Genomic DNA, 22977 nt, shown 5'->3' on the forward strand with positions numbered 1-22977 from the left:
AGCTTCGCGAGAATGTCACGGGGACGGTGCCGCACAATCACAGCATGTAACCATCTCGTCCACCATTAACCTAGCATACCATTGGCCGGAAAATTTCTCCGGTGGTAACTTTCGTGTTAATGTATAACAAATTTCTGTGTAACTTGGGTGTAAATTTCCTGTCCAGTTAGAAATATTTGGTACGACCTGAAAAATCAGCCCTATAGCTTACCCAAATTCGCAAAATTGAATGTGCTGATTGTACCAGGATCCATTATGTTGAGGTGGGCATTTTCTGATCAGGTGGGGTTGATTTTCTACGCTCACACCGAAAAAATTAGGTGAGGAGATTGATTTCCATGTCAACATTGCTGATTGGTTCCAAAAACAAGAAAAAACTGGTCGAACTGCAGGATCTGCTGGGCGACCTGGGGATTACGATTGCCCTGTTACCAGATTCGGTTGCAGATGTGGATGAAACGGGCACCACGTTTCTGGAAAACGCCGAATTGAAGGCACGAACCTACGCCCAGGCTACTCAGCAGTGGGTGCTGGCAGAAGACAGTGGTCTGGTGGTGCCCGGCCTGAAAGGGAGGCCAGGGATTTATTCTGCCCGTTATGCCGGCGAACATGGGAATGATGCAGCCAATAACCAGAAATTGATCGCAGAACTTTCGATTCTGCCGGAAGACCGACGTGCCGCCTATTATATCTGCGTCGCTGCGTTAGCCAGCCCCACAGGTGAAGTGGTACACCATGCAGAAGGTCGCTGTCATGGTCAGATCGTCCTCAGCCCACGTGGCGAAGGAGGATTTGGTTATGACCCCTTGTTTCTCATTCCCGAATACCACCGCACCTTTGGTGAATTGAGCCGTCGTGTGAAACAGGCCCTCAGCCACCGTGCCAAAGCGGTGAATGCCTTGCGACCAATGATTCGCCAGCAAATTGCAGGTAGCTTATGAATATGCCGGAAGTCCAGAACGAACTGACCGCTTTTCGGCATTACATTCGGGCCGAACGTGGGATGTCTGCCAATACAGTGGAGGCATACACCCGTGATCTGGAACATTATTCGGAATGGCTACTGCAAAGTAACGTGGGAGATTTTTATTCCCCCACGCTGGCCGAGTTGGCAGATTACATCGGCCATCTGCGGGATGAAGAGCTGGCACCACCCAGCATCGCCCGCAACCTGGTGGCGTTGAAAATGTTCTATCGCTTCCTGAAACTGGAAGAACGTGCCAAATCAACTGCAGTTGAATTACTCTCTTCCCCAGCTCTGTGGGAACGGATTCCGCAGGTACTTTCTCCCACCAGTGTGGAAGCACTCATTAATTCACCCCAGCCCACCGATCGATTTTATCTGAGAGATCGGGCCATTCTGGAAACGCTGTACGCTACCGGGTGCCGCGCTTCGGAAGTGGTGAATCTGAAAATTGCCGATCTCTTTCTCGATGCCATGTTCTGTAAAGCCTTTGGGAAAGGGAATAAGCAGCGAATTGTGCCATTAGGAACCCAGGCGGTGGGGGCACTGCGAAATTACCTGGGTGAATCACGCGACCGCACGCCTCAACCGGATGAGTATGTCTTTCTCAGTCGGGCGGGACGCCGACTCGACCGAGAAATGTTGTGGGCGATTGTGAAGAAATATGTCAAGCGCGAAGGTTTACACCACAAAACCAGCCCACATACGTTGCGGCACAGTTTTGCTACCCACATGCTGTCCGGTGGGGCCGATTTACGGGCTGTGCAGGAGATGCTAGGCCACGCAAGTATTGGCACGACGCAGATTTACACCCATGTCGACCGCAAACGTTTAAAGGAAATGCACCTGAAATTTCACCCACGTGCGAAGGAGTCTACCGAAGAGTAATATTTCGACATTGCAATATTATTTATAAAGAATAATGTCGCACAACTGGCGGGGCAGTTGATCGAACGTCGTGGGTTTCATCTCACCCGTTTCCGTGATCAGTTTCATTTTGAATTGGTGGGCATCGGCAAAGTTTTTCATTAATGCGATCTGATCATCAAATGCTGCCCACAATTCAGAAATAATTTGTAAGTGGGGATTCTGTTTGATGGTTTGCAACATGCCTTCCAGAACTTTTACTTCGACACCTTCCACATCGATTTTTATTAAATCGACTTTGGTGATGTTCTTTTCTGACAACTGTTGATCGAGTGTGGTGACAGGGACCACTTCCCGCTTGATTTCTCGTTGCAGTGATTTGGCGAATTCCTCGTTGTAATTCCCCAGCATCCCATTCCCACAGAAATCGTCGAGATATTCCATCGTCATCTCATCGTTCTTATTTGAAAGTGCCATTTTTACCGGGGTGCACATATCCTGCAGACCATTTGCCATAATGTTGCGGTGGAAGATCAGGAAATTATTCGGCATCGGTTCAAATCCAATTACTTTTCCTTGAGGTCCCACCAGGCGTGCTGCGCGCACCGCGTGGATACCAATGTTGGCACCAATATCAATGAATGTCTGGTGAGGGCGAAGCAGTTCGGAAAGTACTCTGGTAATATGTGCTTCGTATTGCTGGGTAAAAATAATTGGTGGGCTGATCAACATATCGCGCGATGGAAATGCAATAATATCGCCAGATTGCAATATTGTGATGCACAATCCTTCTCCGATATAAACTACAGGGTGCTTATGTGTGAATGTTGGAAAGCTGGGCTGTTCAAACATCACCCGACCAATCTTTTGCAGATTTTTTTTTACAAATTGTTTCATTTCAACACCTTAGGGACTGCGAGTGGGTGTGCGTCTACCATGGTTTTTCAAACTGCACAAGATGAATTACCAATCCTGCACGTATCTCTCAATGTGCCTGTTTTCCCTACTTAAGAGTGGTATCAGATGATGAAAATTCATTCATTATTATCAGTGTGAATGTTCCCACGTGCGTCACTAAACTGAAAGGTACTCTCCCAATCGCAAAACAACTTTTTGGTGAATGGAATGACGATGATCAGATTTTTGATCGTGCTCTGTTTGTGTGGTCTGGGAACCCACGTGGGTTATACCCAGGGGTCCAAGGCCGATTACCAGCGGGCGGAAGATATTCGCAAACTTGGCTTTGGGAACGTTTTCCGCGACCGGATGGAACCAAAGTGGTTCGATAACAATCGCAAGTTCTGGTATAGTGTCAGCACCGCACCAGGTATGAAAGAATATGTCGTCGTCGATGCCCATCAAGGAACGCGAAAGTTAGCATTTTCTCATAAAGATGTGGGTGCGGCACTTGCTGGTGAAAGTAAGCGGCAAATCAATCCCAACCAACTTGAGATTACCTGGTTAGAAACCACCGATTCGGGAGTGAAGTTTGTGGGCTACGGTGCCACCTGGCAGTGGGTTGAAAATGAGAAAAAACTCACAAAGCTTGCTCCACAGAAACCAGCTGAGCAACCTAACAGCACCACGATGTCGCAGTCTCGGTTCCGTGGGGGACGTCCTTCACGTCGATCACCCGATAACAATTGGGAACTTTCCTCTAAAGAACATAACCTCGTCCTCAACAGCAAAGGGAAAGACACTCCACTGACGAAAGATGGGGCAGAACGAAATCGTTATGAAAGTAGCGGATACTGGTCGCCTGATTCCAGGTTTGTCGTCGTCATGCGATACAAACCAGGCACCGAGCGGATTGTTTACATGGTGGAATCTTCTCCGAAAGATCAGGTGCAGCCAAAATTACAAACGATGCGTTACCAGAAGCCTGGTGATGAAATCGATACCCGCCAGCCTTATCTGGTGGATGTAGTCAACGCGAAAATCATCCCACTTGACCGAAAACTATTTGACAATCCCTGGTCAATTGGCGAAATACGCTGGCAACAAGATTCCGGCAGTTTTACTTTTTATTACAACCAGCGTGGGCACCAGGTTAGCAGGATTATCGAAGTAGAAGCCGCCACCGGCAAGGCACGGGCAGTAATTGATGAATCCGTGCCCACGTTCCACGATTACACCAACAAGCAGTTTTCGTGGTTCATCAATGACGATCAGATGATCTGGATGTCGGAACGTTCCGGCTGGAATCACCTATACCTCATCGATGTGAATTCAGGCAAAGTGGTACATCCCATTACCCAGGGCGAATGGCTGGTGCGTGGCATCGATCGTATCGACAACGAGAAAAAGCTGATCTGGTTTCGCGCGATGGGAATGGATCCGAAGCAGGACCCTTACCACGTGCATTACTGCCGAGTGAATTTTGATGGCACCAACCTGGTGCGACTAACGGAAGGCGACGGCACCCACAGCGTCCGGTATTCGCCTGATGAAGAATTCCTCATTGATAGCTGGTCTCGCGTGGATTTAGCCCCACAGACCGAGTTGCGGGACGCACAGACCGGCAAAAAGATTCTGACTCTGGAAGTGGGGGATCAAACCCGTCTGTTGAAGCAGCTTCCTTACCCACCGGAGCGGTTTCAGGCCAAAGGTCGCGATGGGAAAACAGATATTTATGGTGTGATTTTCAGGCCAAGTAATTTCGATCCCACAAAAAAGTACCCAGTGATCGAAGATATTTACGCTGGGCCCCACGATCATTTTGTACCCAAATCATACCGAGCTCTTTTCAGCCAGCAATCACTGGCAGAGCTTGGCTTCATCGTGGTGAAAATCGATGGCATGGGGACCAACTGGCGTTCGAAGGCTTTTCATGATGTGTGCTGGCAGAATCTGGGCGATTCCGGTTTTCTGGATCGAATTGCCTGGATGAAAGCTGCTGCTGCGAAATATCCTGCTTTCGATCTCAGTCGTGTGGGCATTTTTGGAGGCTCTGCAGGTGGGCAATCGTCGACTCGGGCGATGCTTGCTTACGGCGATTTCTACCACGTTGCCGTGTCTGATTGTGGCTGTCACGACAACCGGATGGACAAAGTCTGGTGGAATGAGCAATGGATGGGTTATCCTGTTGGCAAGCACTACGAAGAGCAATCGAATGTAACTCAGGCCCACCGCTTGAAGGGAAAATTACTGCTGATGGTGGGAGAACTGGACCGCAACGTTGATCCCGCCTCTACGATGCAGGTGGTCAACGCACTGATTAAAGCCAACAAGGATTTCGATATGCTGGTGATCCCAGGTGGGGGGCATGGCAGTGGTGCGTACGGGAATCGCCGCCGCACTGATTACTTTGTGCGGCATCTGTTGAACAAAGAGCCACGCTGGGAGTAACAATCCTCATCATTCTTGCAAAAGTTCCTCTTTTTACCCACAGTGGCACGTGAGAACGCCTACAATACTTCTTTTCTGTGGGTAAAGCGGAGATGACTAGGTTACTTGTCAGCGTTGCGAATTTCGCAGAGGCAGAAATTGCCTTCCGTGCGAACGTTGACCTTGTTGATCTGAAAAATCCGGCTGCCGGTTCTTTAGGTCGACCTGCAAAAGAGCTGAAACTGCAAGCAGTTGCGGCAAAACCATCCCACATGGTGCTGAGTTGTGCTCTGGGCGAGTGGCACGAACAGGCCGACCTGCCGATTCCCACTGGGTTTGATTATCTTAAGTTTGGCTTGTCCCACACGCGGCACCTTGAGTGGCACTCAATAATCACTCAGTTATATAGCTGTCTTGTAAATAATGCTCGACCAGTGCTGGTATGTTATGTAGACAGTGATCTGGCATGTGCACCCATCGTGCAGGAATTAATTCCTGCTGGGCTGGAAGCTGGTTTTCGCACAGTGCTACTGGATACATTCAACAAAAGTGCTGGCAAACTAAGCACTTACTGCGATCCCGCCCAGATTCGAAACTGGATTGAGCTGGTGCACGAGGCTCAGGGAGAAATTGCGATTGGTGGGGGGATCACTTTGGAAAACCTGCCGGAAATTGCTGCACTGCAGCCGGATTGGGTAGCTGTCCGTGGGGCAATCTGTCTCAATGGTCTTCGTACGAATTCTCTGGATCCCCAAAGGATTGCCACTGCCAGTTCGCTGGTGGCTGCCGCAAATTCAGCCAGAACTTCCGTAACTGCCTACCCTGAATGAGTTTCGAGAAATAACGATCGATCATTCCTTTCCGAACAAGGAAATCAACAGAGCTATTATCTGGTAAGGGAATCGATTTCACCAGCACCAGGTCGGCTTTCATTTTCAGTGCCATCCAGGCAGCAATCGAATCACTGGTAACTTCCCACGATGAAGGTAGGCTGTCTGGCTCTTGAGAGTGGCAGTTCAGGAAATCCCACGGATCGAGGATGGCGTGTTGTGCAATTGTCTGAATTTCCTGCACCACAGGTAGTTGCAGCAATTCTTCAAGTAAGTGAGCATTCAGACTCAATGTGCGGATCGCCAGCCAGTGAGAAGTTACTTCAGACAGTTGAAAAGTGGCGTGCCATTGCCGCACCACATCGGCAGTGGTTCCCCCACCAGGAACGATGAGAATTTGCTCATTATTGTGATGTTGAAGTAATTCGATAACACGTTGGGCGAGATCTGGCAGATCAAAGAGACTGCCACCCAGTTTCAGCACGATCATGGGTAGAAATAACTTGCCAGAGAAGCTACCGCGTGGGCACAGGCCGACGCCGATGTATGTGGGCCCAACTGGTGCTCCATCGAAATATCACGAAATGGCTTATCTGGCCGGCGGATTCGACGCTCTTCCAAAGCTGCACGAATCAGAAACTCTCCTGAACCAGTCATTACAAACGCCTGTGCGTGATGGCTGTCCAATTGTGATTCGATATGGTCTATCGCGGCCAGAAGCATTTCCATCTGCACGGCACGTACGCGTGCGGCTAAGGTTGCCGTTTCCTGGTGATCAATCATTTCACCATCCCCACCCAGCATGCGTGCCAGACGGGTATGAGCATGCTGCACCGTCAGCGGGCGGCCATCTGCTGTCATGGTGGATTCTGGCTGTGCCACCAGATGCCCCAGTAACACGTATGCATCCTGAGTTGTGGCAAACAGTTCGGCACAGATAGCATGTTGCAGCACGGCACAGATCGGGGTGCGGCGCACACCCGTATAAAGAAGGGAACCTGACCGCAGACGTTCCGGATCGGTCAACCCAACGTTCAACACTTTACGGTCCTGAATCGGGATTAAATCGGTCGTAGTAGAACCGATATCAATTAACATCCCGTATCGTTCAGGCAGGTGCCGAGCCACCGCAGTGGCTAACGCATGCCAGTTGCTGGATGCCACCCGCAGATAATCCTGGGTGGCCTGTTCTGGATCAATGAAGCGACCTTCGGTGGACCAATACATGATTTTGGAATTGGGAAATGCCTGGGTAACTGCTTCCGTGATCGCTGCCACCCCTTCTCGTTTGGTGGGATAGCAGTCGCACAGCTCGCCAGTCATTGTTACGGCAAGTGTCCCCACTTTGCCAAAGAAACTGCGCACCGTAGCCAATTCTGTTACCAGGCGCTCGGGATATCGCCACAGTTGCAGTGGACGCGAAATTGCGTGGCCGTTGGGCAAGGCCACCTTAATATTTGCCCCACCGATATCGATTCCTAAATGCTTCGCCTGGATCATCTATTCATTATATTTTGATTCCGTTCAATTGGATAGCAGACCTTCGAAAGTTCAGCCTGTTGTCTGAATGAAACCTGCCCACATTCGGTGGGGAGACGATAAGAATTGTTAACTCCTCTTAGAGTTTAATGTCCGTGATTTTCAATTTCTCTCAAGAAAAATGAAATTTATTTCAGAAAATTGCAGCAAAAAGGAGCCAAAAAGTGGAAAAAAGTTTGCAGTAAAGATGCCAATAATAGTATATTAAAAAATTCGAATATATATTCCAGGTGCCCGAGGTGAGATCATGCTTGATTCAATGCGACGGTTCAAAGCGGGGATCTTTCAGGCACTTGGCCACCCGACACGGGTTGGTCTGGTGGAAATGCTTGTCAATCAGGAACTTACGGTGGGTCAGCTTTGCGAAGCGCTCAGCATTGAACAGGCAAATGCCTCCCAGCACCTGGCGGTGCTGCGGAATAAACATATCGTGGATACCCGCAAAGAAGGCAACCAGATCTACTATCGCCTGCGCGATCCACTGCTGGGCGAAGTGCTGGAAAAAATGAAGATTTATTTTTTTACCCACATGAATGAGGCGATGGAAATGTTAAAGCAGGAAATGGCGGATCAGGATGCCCCACCCGTGGAGGAACAATGATCTCACTTAAGTCCAGACATTAACCCGTCCCTCTGTTGAAACAGGCAGAATTTCAGAAACAGATCGGCCCGGAGAACATCTGCCCTCACGTCAGTGCCGCCCTGGAACGTGCCAAAGAAGTGTATGAAAATGCAATAACGGCCCCACCTGCCATGCATTAAGAGCAGTAATTGACCTGATTGATCAGGCGACTGGTTTTCTGAACGTGTACGATTCGAATTGTGTCCTTCTTCTACATTGGAGAGTGGCCTTTGTGTTAAAGTCAATCGTCGAGCCAGCATCCCTGGCATTACTGTTACTGGCATGGCCTTTGTTGCTTAATCTGTTTTCCATTGTGAAGGCCAAATCACGGTCACTGTTCTACACCATCACGATTGGTTCTTCTGCCGGGCTGGCACTGGTAACCTTCATTTATGGTCCCGTGGCAGAGCCAATTCGCATCAGTCGATGGATCGCATTTTCGCTCGATACTCCATCCTGGATCTTTGTTATCCTGGTTTACCTGTGCTGGTCGATTACGCTGATCTACTGCATGGGATATGTTTCGAACCAGTTTGCCAGCAAAGCGGAAACGTTTCACCGGTTTATGAGTGCCACCCTGGGACTGTCGATTGGTGCGGGAATGGCAGATAACTTTTTTACATTATTGCTGTTCTATCTGGCAGCAATCCCCACCATTATGCCACTGCTGGCTTTGCGCAATGATGATGCCAGCCGAAAAGCCGCACGCTTTTACATCCACTCCACCATCTGGCCAGCTTTGTTCATTGCAACCCCGGTGATTGCGTTCTCCTTTCCGCTGGACCAACCATTTGAACAGATCCACATCCAGCAGATGGGGTGGAGCCACCAGAAAGCTGCCATCGTACTGGCACTGATCATCGTTGGCCTTTCGAAAAACTGTGTGGCACCGTTTCATCTGTGGTTACCACGCTCTGCAATTGCACCAGCACCTGTCACTGCTATGATCCACTCGGTTGCAGCAGTACAGGTAGCCAGTATCGCGCTGTTTAAAATTGCGAAATATGTTTACGGCGTAGAACTGCTGAGTGAACTGAATAACCATTTTCTGGAAACCGGCTGGCTGCTGTATCTGTGCGGCTGCACCGCAATGTATACGGCATTCAGAGCATGGAGATCGCAGGATTTGAAGCAGCGATTTTCGTTCTCCACGGTGGGGCAATTATCGTACATCATCACTGCCCTGGTGATTGGTACCCCACAGAGCATGCAGGGGGCGATGCTGCACATCGTTACCCACTCGATTGCAAAACTCAATTTATTTTTCTGTGCGGGTGCCTACCTGACCTCGTTTGGTTCGGTGCAGGCACCCCAGGTGGCTGCGGCAATTCCCGGCAGGCGCTGGCTGGGGCTGACGGCGATCCTTGCTGGATTATCGATCGGCGGCTTCCCGTTTCTGGCAGGATATTACAGTAAAGACATCATGTTGTTGGAAGAAATTCATCGCCACCATTACTCGGCGGCAGGTTTTCTTCTGGTGGGCAGTCTGTTAAATTTTGTCTACATTTACCCGCTGATCCGTGCCACATTCCGCAAAGCAACACCAGCTACACCCAAATCTACCCCACTACCATTTGCAATGACTCTGGCAATCCTGATCTGCACCACACTGATCATTGCTCTGTCCATTTTTGCCTACAGCACGATGCGGTATATTCATCTTTCCTGAACAACCGACAGTGACAGATTTGAAAATGGGTAACACATCGCTGAGGGATTAATGATTGACAAGCTACTTCTTTTTAGGGTTGTTTTTCTTTTTCGGTGTAAACTCTGCCCAGTCCACAACCAAAGCCCGCTTGGCATATTGATCATATTGTGTGGCAAGTTCCTTTACTTTTTCTGGCATTTTGTCCGCAAGATTATTCAATTCCACACGGTCCTTGGCAATATTGTAAAGCTCCCATGGGCCACGGTATTTCGAAACCAGCTTCCAGTCACCCGCACGCACCGCACGGTTGCCTTCGTGTTCCCAGAACAGTGGGTTGGTGCGTTGTAATTCTTGGCCTGCGAAAGCCGGAGCAAGCGAAACACCTTCCAGCGGGGTGATTTTGTTCCCATCTACTTCGGTGGGATACTTTGCCTGTCCCAGATCGACGCACGTTGCCATGATGTCAATCAAGTGTGCGGGAGACTTGACTAGTTTTCCTGTTCGGTCGCCATTAATTTTCTTTGGCCAATATGCAATCAGTGGGGTGCTGATCCCACCTTCATGAACCCAGTGCTTGTATTCGCGAAAAGGAGTATTGGAAACTGTAGCCCAATCCCGACCATAGGCAACATAGGTATCCGCCCCACCAGGGATGACGTTGGGGCCCATACGAACAGGAAAGCCATCGCGGGTTTGATCTGGAACAATACCACCGTTGCCAAGATCGGTATTTTTGAGTGGTGGATACACTGGCTTCCCTGGACGAGGGCCATCCGGATGTGTTTTGTTTGGGGTGCGACCCATTCCTTCTGCACAACCACCATTATCCTGCATAAACAGTATCAGCGTATTATCCAACTGTTTGGTTGCTTCCAGCGATTTGATGATTTGCCCAATCCCCTGATCCATTCGATCTATCATCGCAGCATACACTTCCATGCAGGCTTCTTCAAACTCTTTGTTTTTCACGGCATCCCAATCTCCAGTGCCAGAAACCATTCCTTGCATGGGATCGATCAGACCTAATTTCACCGCTTTTTCGAAACGAGCTTTGCGAATGGCTTCATACCCGGCAGAGTATTTGCCACGGTATTTGGCAATATCTTCCGGCAGTGCATGCATCGGCCAGTGGGCAGCAGTGTACGTGACATACATCATGAATGGCTGATCTGCATTCTTTTTGGCATGTTCTTTGATAAACCGCGATCCGTATTCTGAAATCGCATCGGTATAGTAATACGTTTTTGGCTGATATTCAGGATCGGCGAATGGGGAAATCATGGTATTATCTTTCACCAATGTCGATGGATCAAAAAAACTGCCCGCACCAGTGATCGTACCATAAAACCGATCGAAGCCACGTTGCAGTGGCCAGTTCTCCTTGGGACCGTCTGCTGAAGTGCTGCGAGTCACATGCCACTTACCCACGGCATAAGAGCGATACCCAGCGGGTCGCAGCGCCTCCGCCATGGTTCGGCAGTTTTTGTTCAGATTGCCTTTATAACCCGGGCGATTTCGATCTTCCATCATATGTCCCACGCCCGCCTGGTGGGGATACAATCCGGTCAGTAAACTCGCCCGCGTGGGACAGCACCGTGCCGTGTTGTAGAACTGGGTGAATCGCACCCCATTGGCTGCCATACGATCCAGATTTGGCGTCTGGATTTCCCCACCGTAGCAGCCGATGTCGCTGAATCCCATATCGTCGGACATAATGACGATGATGTTTGGCCGGTCATCGGCCTGGGTGACCGTGGCACTGCAGGCTACTGCCAGCAATCCCACGAAAAAGAGAGGTTTCATTCGTTATACTCCGTCGGTATGGTGCTTCTGTATTAGAAAGGCGCTCAGCAGCAATGTCAAGTACCAAACTGCCGGTCGCCTGCATCTCCAAGTCCAGGCACAATATATGCATGTTCGTTTAAGCAGTCGTCCAATGCTGCCAGGTGGATCGGCACATCCGGATGATCATTCTGCAGTGCGGTAATTCCCTCAGGTGCAGCAATGATCGAAATCAGCTTTAATCTTTTCAAGCCCCATGTTTTCAGAATCGTCAGTGCGTGGGATGCCGAACCACCTGTCGCCAGCATGGGATCAACCACAAAGCCGATGTCGATGTTGGGCTGATCAGGCAGTTTCTTGTAGTAAGTAACCGGTTGAAGTGTGGTGTGATCGCGATACAGTCCCAGGTGCCAGACACTAGCCTTGGGCAGGATATGCACAATCCCTTCGGACATGCCCAAGCCAGCACGCAGGATGGGGATAATCCCCACCCGCTCCCAGATGACTTCGGATAGCGCGGGTGCGACTGGCGTCTGCACTGTCACGCGGGTGGTTTGTAAATCCACGGCTGCTTCAAAAAACAGCAGTTGAGCAATTTCCTGCACCAGGGTGCGGAAGATGATCGGTTCGGTGTTGGCATCCCGCAGTAACGCAAGTTTGTGCTTGATCAACGGATGCTGAGAAACATTGACAGACATGGTGGATCTCTATTGGCAAAGGATATGGGGATATTGTAGGCTGGAAGAGTGTCTGGGCGAAAAAGTGGACCACAAATTGGTTACTGTTTTCGACCAAGCAACTGGCTGATCTTGCGTAAAGGTGCTGTAACCTTCCAACTGTTTGAACGCCGAAGACTGGCAAGTTCTTCTTCCAACTGGCGAATTCGTTCCAAATGTTTCCCTTCATCAGAAGACTGGGGAATGTTATCGCGTTTCATCGCTTCTTTGATTGCTTCCGGATAGAACGATTTCGGATTGCTGCGGAAGCGTGCCATCCATTGATCGTAAGTCTGCTTTTCACCCAGCCACTCTGGGGTAAGTGCATCCAGCAATTGAGGCAGTATCGCTTTGTAACTGAATCGATCCGCAAACTTGATGAGCAGGTTGGCCGCACAATCACGAAGCTCGTAAAGCTCGTAAAGGCACGCCAGTTTCAGCACCTTTTCTTCAGTGATAGTGAAGTTGAATTTGGTTTCATAGTTCGGAATCGTCAAATCGCGAAAATAAACACCCTCTGCCCACATCACCTGCCCGGATGTTGTCTGAGCGGGAATATCAAAGTGAAACGGCATAGGCAATTCAGCCCGTGAGTATCGAAATACTTCGAACATAAACAGCGAAAAACCACGTTCACGCAGGTAGTTGTCGATATTGCTGTATGTGGTAGTTTCGCTGCCAGGTTCGCCATGAAGTTGCACTTCAATATCAACACAAATCGTATGGTTATCCTGCAACAGCTTACCTGCACTTTGTAGTACAGGATAATCGTGCCCATCCGTATCGATTTTCAGCACATCACAATCTGAAATATGATGTTTCGCTGCAACTTCATCAACAGTTACTTTGTTTGAAGAAAATACTAATTCCCCACCAGTATTGAAGATCTCTTTGGTATAGTTTAACTTCATTAATTCCATTGCACTGGTGGCGCTGGTGCTGCTGAACAGGTGGCATTGAAGCGGGGATTGCTGCATCGAATATTCTGGCGTGGCAACAAACGCATCAATATAGGTAACGCCAGGAAGTTTGTTCTCTGCATTCAGTCGATTAACTTCCGATACCAGTGGGTCAACACCGACTGCATGAAGCTTCTCTTCAAAAACTTGCCAGGACGGGTGAATGCCACCGCTGCACCCAACATCGATCAGCCACAATTCTTTTGCCCACGTGGGCTTCCACTGTTGCAATAGTTGGGGGAGATGCAAATCGTGCAGATTGTGGTGGCTGCGATACGTTGGCTGATTCTGATTCATCGTGCTGTTATCTGACATGAAAATCTCTTAACAGAATTACTTAGCGAATGACTTCCCCCTGGATATCCAGCAGTTGTGCGGATGCCAGGTTATTCCCAAAATTTACAAAATCCTGAAACTTCCAGACTACTTTTTTGTCTCGGGTAATTTCAATCAACTGGGGATTCTCTTTGCCAGCGTGGCAATTACCAATCACAATATTGCCGTTCGGCAATACCTGCAACGTGGTAACCCAGGCAAAGGTAATTCCTGGCAGTTCTTTCTGATCTACCTGCCAGACGATTTTACCTTTCGGATCCACTTCCAGTACACGGTTATTGTTGCCACCCGCGATCAATGTATTGCCATTCTTCAGTCGCACAGCACCATATACTTCGGTGCCATGGCCTTCTACGCCATGCCCACCCGACCGTGGGCGGTTCCCAAGATCGAGAGTATATTCCCACACCACTTTGCCGGTGCTGTCATATTCACGTACGCACGATTCCGCTTCCTGGCATACCAGATAATTTCCTGTGGCAAGCTTACGCACCATTCGTGTATCGCGGTGCGGCTGGGACTGCTTAACCTTCAGTGGCACTTCCACCACAATTTTGCCAGCCGTATCCACTTCTATGATGCGGGAATTACCAGATTCAGCAATCATGGTGTTGCCGTTCGGCAATCGTTGGAAGGCATGCACTTCCACTCTGCCACGATAGCCTGCTTTTGGCTTTGATTCATATTTCCAGGCGATTTTCTTATCAGGTTGAATTTCCACAACAGTAGTCGAACTGGTGTGCGTAAGAATGTTGCCATTCGGCAGCATATGCAGATCATGCACATCGTGCTTATTGGTAAATTCCCATTCTACTTTGCCATCCTTGCCAATAATTGCCACTTTCCCAGTGGAACGGTCTGCTGCCAGCACGCGGTGCTGCACGGGTTCTGCTGCACACAGATTGCTGGCGACAAGACTGCAACAAATAATGAATACGGAGAGGTACTTCATGATGATTACTCGTGATGATCGTTAACGGCGAATTCTCATGCCACCACCTTGCAGCAAATCGTCTACTTCGGAAAGTTCCAGCCAGGGTAAGTCTCCCTGGATGGTGTGCTTGATTGCGGCACAGGCCACGCCATAATCAACGGCACGTTGCCAGTTGTTCTGGATCATGCCATGAAACAGCCCACTGACAAATGCATCTCCGGTTCCCAGGCGATCCACAATTTCCACTTCTACCGTGGGGCCATGATAACTGGTTCCATCTGCAAATACCAATGCAGATATCGTATTCCGCCAGACACTGGGTGTTTCCCGCAGGGTCAAAGCAACCGCTTTCAAACTGTAACGCGTTGCAGTTTCCCTGGCACCGGCTTCCACTTCGCTCGCTTTCACGTTGAAGAACCGTTCAATATCTTCGGGGTTACTTACCAGCACATCCACGTGGTGGATCGCTTGTTGCAACCAGGCTGCTGCATCTTCGACCGACCATAATTTCGAGCGATAATTCGGGTCCAGTACTGTCGTCAAGCCCGCCTGACGTGCTGCTTTCAAGGCTTCCAATACTGCTTCCGCCGCACCTTTACTGAGTGCTGCGGTAATTCCGGTGACGTAAAAGTACCGTTGATCCCGAAAAATCTCCGACCATGGTAACATACCCGGCTGAATCTGGGCAATAGCACTCTCTGCACGATCATAGAAGATCCGGCTGGGGCGAGGCGAAGCACCTACTTCCAGATAATACACCCCCACACGACCCGTGGAAGTCCACTGGATAAATCGGGTGTCGACACCTGCCTCCTGCGTGCGATTAGCAATCAGATGGCCCATCGGTGCATCCAGCAACCGTGAAACCCAACGTACCGGATGGCCCAGTTGGGCAATGCCCACAGCGGTGTTTAATTCCGCACCGCCAATTTCTACATCCAGGGTGTAGGCCTGCACCAACCTTCGATGGTCAGGTGGGGTCAGGCGAATCATTGCTTCGCCAAAAGTAACAATCATGTCGATCCTCCCAGGTTCGGTGGAGAATTTTCAGGTTAGGGTAGCATCTTACGTTCGCACGTGGGGAAAGCGAACAGGAAAAGCAGCCTATCAACAAACGCATGGTGGAGCTAATTCTGGCAATCAGAATTTTGAACTAATGTCCACCACATGAACGATATGCAAGTATATATATCCTTTTGGGGTACAGGATTGCGCTTCTTTTTGGCACAAAATAGCAAAATGGCGGGAAAAAGTTCGAAATGGCGGCATCAACTGAGAAAATAGATGAAAATTTAACTTTTGCAGGAATTCCTACTTCTCTTCAAGTGGGTAGCCATACATTTTGGCAATTTTGGCAATGAACGGCCGATGTTTCATCGGTGCTGTCTTATGCCAGGTTCCCAGGTGCTGTTCGAACGTTTCTTTTGGATCAATCGGTGTCTTGTTCAACCAATGCAAGGCTTGCCACTGTTCCGGCTGATTTTCAAATAATGGCAGCAGCACCTGGGCCATCGCACCGTTGCGTTCACGATTCGTAGCCACTTTCAGGAGTTCCGCCTGGTGCTTCTGAAAATATTTTCCAAGCCCCAATTCGTACAGTTCAAACTGTTCTGTGCGGGTCAACATCACGCGATCTGTGTATTGCCGCAACGAGTGCCGATACTCTTTCCAGTTGGAATACGGGGGTTTTTTCTCCCAGGTCTGGGCCATTCGCCGCATCGCAAACAAAGACGCCGTTTCGGCAAGAGTTTCTTCAAACCACAGTAATCGTGGGTCTTTGTTGGCGTGCCCACAGAGCAAATGGCAGAATTCGTGGGCAAACTGATAGGCATACTGAGACCAATAAGTGCCTTCCGTATCCAGTTGAATGACCAGCTCTTTGCGATCATTCTTTATGTGGCTGAAATAGGGCCCCTTTCGACCACGGATCACCACGAATTTATCCGCTTCTACATCAGTGCAATATTGCCATATCGTAATACCCGCAGAACTGCACAGTGCCTTGATATTCTCTTCCGGTGCGTTAAAACCTTCCGCATCCACGCGAAATGTGGGCATCTGCGTATTCAGTGGTTTTTGCTTTTCATTTTCCTGTTTTTCCTGCACCCACCCCACCGTGGGGATGGAAAAAAGCAACAGCACCAGGAAAAGTCGATTGTTTCGTCGCATGATTGCTCCAAGGGGTGATGCGTGGCATCGATTGTTGCCCCACAGGGGACAATTGGGATAAAGTTGTGCCGGACAGCACCGCACGGCGGGGGATTCTTCTAAAATCAGTTTAAGAATTTCGTTCGCAATGGATGAGTAACATGAGAAAAGCTTGGTTAACAGTATTATTCGTTGTTATTGCCGCTGGTTGTGGCATCGGTGCAGAGAAAGAAGATAACACTACTAAAGTGATCGTGAAAGTAGTCATTCCCAAAGAGGTGGCTTCTTTTACCGACCAGACATTGGAACTTCGGCTGTATGAATACAACCCATTAATTGCTGATAAAGCAGCCGACCTGGTGGAAAAAATTGAAAAAGCCAAGTTTGCCCACACGCAAGGCAAGGAAACAACGGTTGAGCTTGTGATTGGGGCCAAGGGCACCGTAACGCCGATGCACGCCTATTACCTGACTACGTTTGTACTGAAAGGGGCAAATCGCACCCACATTGGCGAAATTGATGGAAAATCGGGCTTGTGCAAAGTAATCGCCAACGGCAACCCCCGAACAGTGCAGATGATCGTCCGCCCCGTACGGTAAGTTCTGCTTTGCACTTCGTATCTTCCGACAATCAATCGGACTGCTTTCTTCAGATGCTTGACCTGCATTCAATTCTCTGCTGGTTCAGGATTTTTCAGTGTAGTAAATTAAGATTGCGATCACGACGGTAATCACAAACCGGTAAAGTTGTCGATATTGTTTCGGCGTTTTTCGCAGGAAAACTACAAGCAGCTTACGTAACACGTCTGCAAGTCTCAATTCCCAAATGAGTTGGGACACCATTTTGACAATCATTTCGGCGATTTTGCGATTCATGAAGATTCTCCTTGTTGCTGTAAATTATGGTCCTACGATTTCTAATTGTACCTTGATATCAATCCGTGTCAATACGTGTCAGAGAAATTTTGTGAATCAGAATGTTGCAAAAAATAAAAGCGTGTCATATTGTCGCAGCGACGCATTCTGATACAAAATTGTTATTGCCCATCAGAATGAGTCAAGAACTATTGATTATGGTGGTGATAATGGCAAAGAAAGAAGATGGAAACGCGATCTACGTTCGGACGACACCCACACTTAAAAAGGTTGTCACCGATGCAGCAAACGATATGGGTGAGTCTGGACCCTGGGTCATTGAGCGACTGATTGAAGCGTTCATGTTAATGAACGAGGAGAGTCGTAGAGATGTCCTCCAAGGCCAACTCGCACTGGATCGAGTTAGCGATCTCATGGCCCTAGTTGCATGGTCGAATCACGCATTTGCTGGGCATCATACTTGGGCTATCGAGTGCTACGTTAGCCTGGAGGAGGAGTGCGTCAAGCAGATATATGGCGGTTGGCAACCTCCACCGAATCTAACGCCCAATGAGCGTAGAGAAGCTGAAGAGAAGCGAAGGCAGCAAGCTGCACGGTCACCGTTACGATTGTTCGCACGCTACCGTCAGGCATTTTCATGGTCAGAACTTTCGCTCGATCTCCGAAAGGAAGCACTTTCACTTGCCATCCAGAACGAAAAGTCAGTACCTGTCAGAAAAATTAGCCACTACTTCGATGCTGCCCAGGAGGCTGGGAAACGAGCATTCGAATTATATGACTCGATCAACAAGGTACACCCTGGTATCTCAGTCATCTACTACAACGCAGCGTGTTGTGCGGCTATCCGCGCGATGCTATTGGTCGAAAGTTCTCTGGTGTATAGTACACAGAAACGTCCCAAGTGCGTGACCGATCTCTGCAAAGCGGTTGTTGGAGGAAACCGCCAGTCTCTTGAAATGGTTTGGAGCAATCTAGGCGAGGAATTGCAGAAGGTGCGGGATGGGGGTTCAGGTGTTCCTCACGAAAAAGTGTTGGACCTGAGTGAGGCCAATATCGCCGCGATCGATGACTATGCTGAAACTGCAATTAAGTATTTGATCCCGACAGATAACCAAGATGTTCCACCGCCTTTCAGCATCCCTTGGCCGGAACAAAATTACTGGGCGTATCGTTTCTGGGACGATACCGACATTCTTTTTCTCCGTTCAGATCCGAAATACAAAGATCAGTATGAAGAATGGGTAGGTACTCGGGATACTGATTGGCTTCTCACAAACTACCAGAGGATTGCGTCTAGGTTTCCTTCATCTAATCCTATGTGAACAAAATCTAACAATTAACCATAAGGAGCTTAATACATGCTGTCAACTACTTACCGATTGTGTCTTGCACTTGCAAACTTCTTGGTCGGAATGGCAATGTTTGCCATAGTCAGCACGATTACAAAGGAGCATCTCCCGATGTTCGGAGAGCATCAGAATCAGAAATCTGTTGCCCGCTTCCTGCCGATACTGCTCGGTGCAACCGTGTCTTATCCGTTGATTCTGATCATTCGCGCATCGGGCAATCTGTTCATCATGCGTTGGGTGACACTCCTTGGGTTGCCACTTACGGGAATTGCATTACTCGTACAGGCCAACAACGGGTCAACGTTGGGCATACTTATTGACTTGGCACTTGTGATGTCAGTAGTCCAAGCAACCCGTTCGCTACGATCGGACATCGCAGAGGAGGGTGGGCCCGCTGGCGACCTTTTCCTCGTCTGGGCTGATCTCGGGTATGGACTGGGAACATTCGTAGGTATTCTGCTTTGGGCAGAGGATCTCGGCAACTTCGGGATGTTTCGAAGTGCGTTGATGTTCGCTGCTTGTGCATTTTTCATCGCATGGATAATCGACATGTTAGTGGCAAGGTCACGCTCTGCGGAAGGGTATGCCAGTTCATCTGAGACCGAGCATCACGACGGGGACGTTGGTCAGTGGGATTTGTCTGGAGCAAAATGGCCAATAATTCGCTGGGCGGCAGTAGTGCCACTTCTTGCTATCGCTGTTCAGATAACAGTTATGAGGCAGACTGATAGGTTCAACGACTTCTTCGCCTACATGTCGTTTGACATCGGTACAGTTATCGCAGGTATTTCACTTGGGCTTTTCTTTACAGTGCGGGTTGCTGATACCCCCTTTAATCCCCCTGGTTATATTCCTAAGCGACGACGGGAAGGTCCAGATGCACCGTGGAAGCCTATCAGGGTTTACCGTCTTGGGATTGTTTCTTGGTTGGGGCTGGCCAGCGTTGCTATGTTCATCGGTTATGGGTTTGAGTCGGTCGGATTCAAGGTCGGGGAGTGCATTGCCTACGGTGCGGCCGGAATCATGTTCGAGGCACTTTGGCTCGTTCTCCTGGGCTGGCTGGCTGCTTCGGCACGACACTTCAAATTCAGTAGGTACATCTCCGTTTCAAGTACCATTGGTGCAGCGATTTTTTTGGGCACAATCTCATACGCGTTACTAACCTACTACTCTGATGTCCACCCCATATACGTGACTATCGCAGCGAGTACGATGGCGTTCGTGCTTGTTTTGATTCCTTCGCGTCCCCGTAAATCCTCACCAACAAACAGTCAACAAGTATAGTCGCAGCGTTAGCCGATTTTTTCCATAAGGAAATGCCAGCAAATTAAGCAGATTACATACATGCAAACGTCGCGGGAATGACGACACATCACTTTGAACTTAGATCAGTTCAGTTGGAACAAACACCGCATCCTACATCAACCGCGCCGCTTCGTATGTGGGTACGAAGACCAGGTCGGGTACCTTTCTGCGGTTGATTGATTCTGCTACTTCCAGCCGCAATTCTTTTGACGCATTGTGCAGTCTTGTCAGCACATCGGTCAGATTGAAATCGCTGGGAACCAGAATCTTTACCACCATCTGGTTACTGCCTGGTGCGGGGGTCACGTCGCCAACGGTGCACTGCAACAGCACATCGTCGGCAGGCACCGATCCCAGAACCCAGTGGATCGTTTCCTGAATCTGTTTCGCCAGTTGCAAATCTTTGCGGTTGGGTGTGTAATGATTCCCATGCCCTCGGGTGGGTCGATGTCGTGCCATGATTCGGTCCCTCCATCAAGATTTGCCCAGGCAACCCCAGTGCATTCTGCACAGAAAAGTCCACTGCGGTGCCTTGTCGGCGTGTAAAAGTACATTACTTTCCACAATTTGCCGATCAGAATTAGATCATTTGTCCGGCGAACAGGTTCGCGTTAATTCCGCTTCGCACTGCTTAATTCGGTTTTCATTTCCCAAACTTTGAGCATTTTATTTTCAATCCACGGTCCAATCGTGGCAACAAACTGCTGCATGTATGGCTGCTGACGGTGGAATTCAAACGCTTCCTGACTGGTGTACAGTTCGCACAGCAGAAAGTGGGCTGCGTTTTCCGGATCCAGCATCACATCAAACTGCTTGCACTCTGGCTCGTTCGTCAGTGAATTGTGGGAATGCCGCAGCACTGCCTGGTGAAAATCCTGGGCATGTTCGGTTTTAATGAGAAAGTCAACAACAACTGCTATCATCTGTCGTTACCAAAAAGGTTGTTCAAAAAATACCCCACCAGCACTAACATTGGCTGCCGATTAAAATTCCGGAATGGCAACCTGTTTGCCACCTTGTAATGCCGATTCGTGGGCACAGATTCCGACTGCTGTCCAGTTGGCACTGGTAGGTGCGTCCGGGAAGGCAGGCTGATTGCCCAGCACCGCCATCAGAAAATTGTGCACCAGGTGCGGGTGACTTCCCCCGTGACCACCACCTTGCAGGAAGTAAAGATGGTCGGCATCCTGAATCTGGGCAGGTAAGGTAAACGACTGGATTTCCGGTGGCAATAGCTTTGCATAGTCCGGAACCTTCACCCGCGTGGGGATTTCCGGTTCGGACAACGGCTTTTGTGGGGTGCTTTTAGTATGAATAACCGGGTCTTCCCCTTCCACCTGTTGCCATTCAAACGATTGCAGCGAACCCATCACATCGAAGCTTTCGCGATATTGCCGTGCAGTATCAAACAGACTGCGGGTCACTTCAGCAACGACATCGCTGCCACGGATCGAAAAGGTAGCTGATTCCACTGCATATGGGCTGTTATACTTGGGAATCAGTTCTTCGCGGATTCGGCCAGAACCATAGCAACTTACCTTGTCGGCCATTCCAGGATTATTGGGAGTGCTGATGATTGCCAGGCACGGGCTGACGCAGTGCGTGGCGTAGTGCATCGGAGGTAAGCCAGGCCAGTAATCGGGCCAGCCATCCATATCCTGCTGGTGGCTGCCACGCAGAAACTGAATCCGCCCCAGCTTGCCTTGTTGGTACAGTTCGCGGACAAAAAGATATTCACGGCTGTAAACCACTGTTTCCATCATCATGTAGGTTTTGCCGGTTTCGCGCTGTGCCGCACACAGGGCGTGCAGTTCTTCCAGCGTGGTGGCCATTGGCACGGTGCAGGCCACATGCTTGCCCGCTTTCAGTGCGGCCAGGCTTTGTGCGGCATGGTCGGGGATGGGGCTGTTGATGTGCACCGCATCCACGTTGGGATCCTGCAGCAGTTCTTCGTAGCTGGTGTACCGCTTGGCGATACCGTATTTATCGCCACATTTATCAAGCTCTGCCTGATTTCGTCGGCAGATGGCATACATTTCTGCATTGGGGTGAGCCTGATAGATCGGAATGAATTCGGCACCGAAACCCAGGCCCACGATAGCGACACGTACTTTTTGCGACATCCGAATTTCTCTGAGAGGAAGTTTACCAAAGATTAGCGAAAATCGGTCGAAATTGCAACCGAATCCCCTCGCACACGGTTTGCTTTTTCTACCCGCTTGAAATCGCCATCGGCAGGATGCCGATGCTGCAGATCAGGTTTTCTATATGCTGCACCGCACATCACCTTGGATACAATGAAACGAAAAAGTTCCCACGATGAAATGGTTGTTAAACCGACTTCGCAGTTTTGGCCACGCCTTTCGTGGGCTGGGAGTGATGTTCCGCACCCAGCGGAATGCCTGGATTCACCTGCTGGCCACCATTGTGGTTGTCGGTGCGGGTTGCTGGTACCACTTGCTCGCCTGGGAATGGTGCCTGATCATTGTGGCCATTGCCCTGGTGTTGATGGCAGAAGCATTGAACACCGCCATCGAATATCTGTGCGATGCCGTATCACCGGAATACCACCCGTTAATTGGCAAATCAAAAGATATTGCCGCCGGTGCGGTGATGCTCAGCGCGATTGCCGCAGCCATCATCGGCCTTGTGGTGTTTGGCCCACGCTGGTGGTGACAAGGCCAAAGCATGCCGCACACTACCTATTAATATTGCCTTCTCGCACTCAAATTGATTCAGAATTTGGCACAAAATGGACAAATGGCGGAAAAAA

The 22977-nt window shown here is 49.5% G+C and carries 23 protein-coding genes; 10 read left to right on the forward strand and 13 right to left on the reverse strand.

Annotated features, from left to right (window positions below; genetic code table 11):
• Nucleotides 1-338: 338 nt before the first annotated feature.
• Nucleotides 339-941: an RdgB/HAM1 family non-canonical purine NTP pyrophosphatase gene (gene rdgB, locus R3B84_00485; GenBank protein ID MEZ6139021.1), complete on the forward strand. Its 603-nt coding sequence runs from the start codon at nucleotides 339-341 to the stop codon at nucleotides 939-941.
• The gene (gene xerD, locus R3B84_00490) at nucleotides 938-1852 is read left to right on the forward strand and encodes a site-specific tyrosine recombinase XerD (GenBank protein ID MEZ6139022.1); all 915 of its coding nucleotides are present in this window, start codon (nucleotides 938-940) and stop codon (nucleotides 1850-1852) included. Before rdgB ends, xerD begins: the two co-directional genes overlap by 4 nt.
• A gap of 18 nt (nucleotides 1853-1870) precedes the next feature.
• On the opposite strand, the gene R3B84_00495 is transcribed toward xerD, so the two are convergent.
• Nucleotides 1871-2728: an FkbM family methyltransferase gene (locus tag R3B84_00495; protein MEZ6139023.1), complete on the reverse strand. Its 858-nt coding sequence runs from the start codon at nucleotides 2726-2728 to the stop codon at nucleotides 1871-1873.
• Between the two features lie 234 nt (nucleotides 2729-2962).
• On the opposite strand from R3B84_00495, the gene R3B84_00500 reads away from it, so the two are divergent.
• Both R3B84_00500 and R3B84_00505 read left to right on the forward strand, forming a co-directional pair.
• On the forward strand, nucleotides 2963-5179 hold the full coding sequence (locus tag R3B84_00500; GenBank protein MEZ6139024.1) for a prolyl oligopeptidase family serine peptidase: 2217 nt from the start codon (nucleotides 2963-2965) through the stop codon (nucleotides 5177-5179).
• A gap of 92 nt (nucleotides 5180-5271) precedes the next feature.
• Nucleotides 5272-5988, forward strand: a complete 717-nt coding sequence (locus tag R3B84_00505) for a (5-formylfuran-3-yl)methyl phosphate synthase (protein ID MEZ6139025.1) — start codon at nucleotides 5272-5274, stop codon at nucleotides 5986-5988.
• On the opposite strand, the gene R3B84_00510 is transcribed toward R3B84_00505, so the two are convergent.
• Nucleotides 5879-6478: a hypothetical protein gene (locus R3B84_00510; GenBank protein MEZ6139026.1), complete on the reverse strand. Its 600-nt coding sequence runs from the start codon at nucleotides 6476-6478 to the stop codon at nucleotides 5879-5881. The two genes, R3B84_00505 and R3B84_00510, sit on opposite strands and share 110 nt — an antisense overlap.
• Nucleotides 6475-7488 (reverse strand): hydantoinase/oxoprolinase family protein, encoded by a 1014-nt coding sequence (locus R3B84_00515; GenBank protein MEZ6139027.1) that lies wholly within the window; start codon nucleotides 7486-7488, stop codon nucleotides 6475-6477. The genes R3B84_00510 and R3B84_00515 overlap by 4 nt, the downstream gene beginning before the upstream one ends.
• 286 nt (nucleotides 7489-7774) lie before the next feature.
• Here R3B84_00515 and R3B84_00520 point away from each other — a divergent pair, with 286 nt between their 5' ends.
• Together R3B84_00520 and R3B84_00525 are read left to right on the forward strand one after the other, a co-directional pair.
• A complete protein-coding gene (locus R3B84_00520) occupies nucleotides 7775-8128 on the forward strand; it encodes a metalloregulator ArsR/SmtB family transcription factor (GenBank protein ID MEZ6139028.1) in 354 nt (117 codons plus the stop codon).
• A 253-nt stretch (nucleotides 8129-8381) separates the two neighbouring features.
• Complete coding sequence (locus R3B84_00525) at nucleotides 8382-9818, forward strand: proton-conducting transporter membrane subunit (GenBank protein MEZ6139029.1); 1437 nt, start codon at nucleotides 8382-8384, stop codon at nucleotides 9816-9818.
• 63 nt (nucleotides 9819-9881) lie between these two features.
• Here the strand turns inward: R3B84_00525 and R3B84_00530 are convergent, their stop codons facing one another.
• The 6 genes from R3B84_00530 to R3B84_00555 all read right to left on the reverse strand — a co-directional run bounded on the left by R3B84_00530 (nucleotide 9882) and on the right by R3B84_00555 (nucleotide 16696).
• On the reverse strand, nucleotides 9882-11603 hold the full coding sequence (locus tag R3B84_00530) for an arylsulfatase (GenBank protein ID MEZ6139030.1): 1722 nt from the start codon (nucleotides 11601-11603) through the stop codon (nucleotides 9882-9884).
• 56 nt (nucleotides 11604-11659) lie between these two features.
• Nucleotides 11660-12280: a uracil phosphoribosyltransferase gene (gene upp / locus R3B84_00535; GenBank protein ID MEZ6139031.1), complete on the reverse strand. Its 621-nt coding sequence runs from the start codon at nucleotides 12278-12280 to the stop codon at nucleotides 11660-11662.
• A gap of 80 nt (nucleotides 12281-12360) precedes the next feature.
• Entirely contained in the window at nucleotides 12361-13572 is a 1212-nt protein-coding gene (locus R3B84_00540; protein MEZ6139032.1) for an FkbM family methyltransferase, read from the reverse strand.
• A 22-nt stretch (nucleotides 13573-13594) separates the two neighbouring features.
• Nucleotides 13595-14545, reverse strand: a complete 951-nt coding sequence (locus R3B84_00545; protein ID MEZ6139033.1) for a PQQ-binding-like beta-propeller repeat protein — start codon at nucleotides 14543-14545, stop codon at nucleotides 13595-13597.
• Between the two features lie 21 nt (nucleotides 14546-14566).
• Nucleotides 14567-15544 (reverse strand): sugar kinase, encoded by a 978-nt coding sequence (locus R3B84_00550; GenBank protein ID MEZ6139034.1) that lies wholly within the window; start codon nucleotides 15542-15544, stop codon nucleotides 14567-14569.
• Nucleotides 15545-15838: 294 nt separating this feature from the next.
• On the reverse strand, nucleotides 15839-16696 hold the full coding sequence (locus tag R3B84_00555; GenBank protein ID MEZ6139035.1) for a hypothetical protein: 858 nt from the start codon (nucleotides 16694-16696) through the stop codon (nucleotides 15839-15841).
• Nucleotides 16697-16836: 140 nt separating this feature from the next.
• On the opposite strand from R3B84_00555, the gene R3B84_00560 reads away from it, so the two are divergent.
• Nucleotides 16837-17274 (forward strand): hypothetical protein, encoded by a 438-nt coding sequence (locus R3B84_00560; GenBank protein MEZ6139036.1) that lies wholly within the window; start codon nucleotides 16837-16839, stop codon nucleotides 17272-17274.
• Between the two features lie 84 nt (nucleotides 17275-17358).
• Here the strand turns inward: R3B84_00560 and R3B84_00565 are convergent, their stop codons facing one another.
• Nucleotides 17359-17550, reverse strand: coding sequence for a hypothetical protein (locus tag R3B84_00565; GenBank protein MEZ6139037.1), 192 nt, complete (start codon nucleotides 17548-17550; stop codon nucleotides 17359-17361).
• 101 nt (nucleotides 17551-17651) lie between these two features.
• On the opposite strand from R3B84_00565, the gene R3B84_00570 reads away from it, so the two are divergent.
• Nucleotides 17652-18872 carry a hypothetical protein gene (locus tag R3B84_00570; protein MEZ6139038.1) on the forward strand — a complete coding sequence of 407 codons (1221 nt, stop codon included), beginning with the start codon at nucleotides 17652-17654 and terminating at the stop codon, nucleotides 18870-18872.
• A 138-nt stretch (nucleotides 18873-19010) separates the two neighbouring features.
• Entirely contained in the window at nucleotides 19011-20183 is a 1173-nt protein-coding gene (locus R3B84_00575; GenBank protein MEZ6139039.1) for a hypothetical protein, read from the forward strand.
• 132 nt (nucleotides 20184-20315) lie between these two features.
• Here the strand turns inward: R3B84_00575 and R3B84_00580 are convergent, their stop codons facing one another.
• The 3 genes from R3B84_00580 to R3B84_00590 form a co-directional block, all read right to left on the reverse strand.
• On the reverse strand, nucleotides 20316-20663 hold the full coding sequence (locus R3B84_00580; protein ID MEZ6139040.1) for a hypothetical protein: 348 nt from the start codon (nucleotides 20661-20663) through the stop codon (nucleotides 20316-20318).
• A gap of 152 nt (nucleotides 20664-20815) precedes the next feature.
• On the reverse strand, nucleotides 20816-21127 hold the full coding sequence (locus tag R3B84_00585) for a putative quinol monooxygenase (GenBank protein ID MEZ6139041.1): 312 nt from the start codon (nucleotides 21125-21127) through the stop codon (nucleotides 20816-20818).
• Nucleotides 21128-21187: 60 nt separating this feature from the next.
• Nucleotides 21188-22327 carry a Gfo/Idh/MocA family oxidoreductase gene (locus R3B84_00590; protein ID MEZ6139042.1) on the reverse strand — a complete coding sequence of 380 codons (1140 nt, stop codon included), beginning with the start codon at nucleotides 22325-22327 and terminating at the stop codon, nucleotides 21188-21190.
• Nucleotides 22328-22523: 196 nt separating this feature from the next.
• On the opposite strand from R3B84_00590, the gene R3B84_00595 reads away from it, so the two are divergent.
• On the forward strand, nucleotides 22524-22880 hold the full coding sequence (locus tag R3B84_00595) for a diacylglycerol kinase family protein (GenBank protein ID MEZ6139043.1): 357 nt from the start codon (nucleotides 22524-22526) through the stop codon (nucleotides 22878-22880).
• Nucleotides 22881-22977 lie beyond the last annotated feature (97 nt).

It is taken from the genome of Zavarzinella sp. (assembly GCA_041399155.1).
In the GTDB taxonomy this organism is placed as follows: domain Bacteria; phylum Planctomycetota; class Planctomycetia; order Gemmatales; family Gemmataceae; genus JAWKTI01.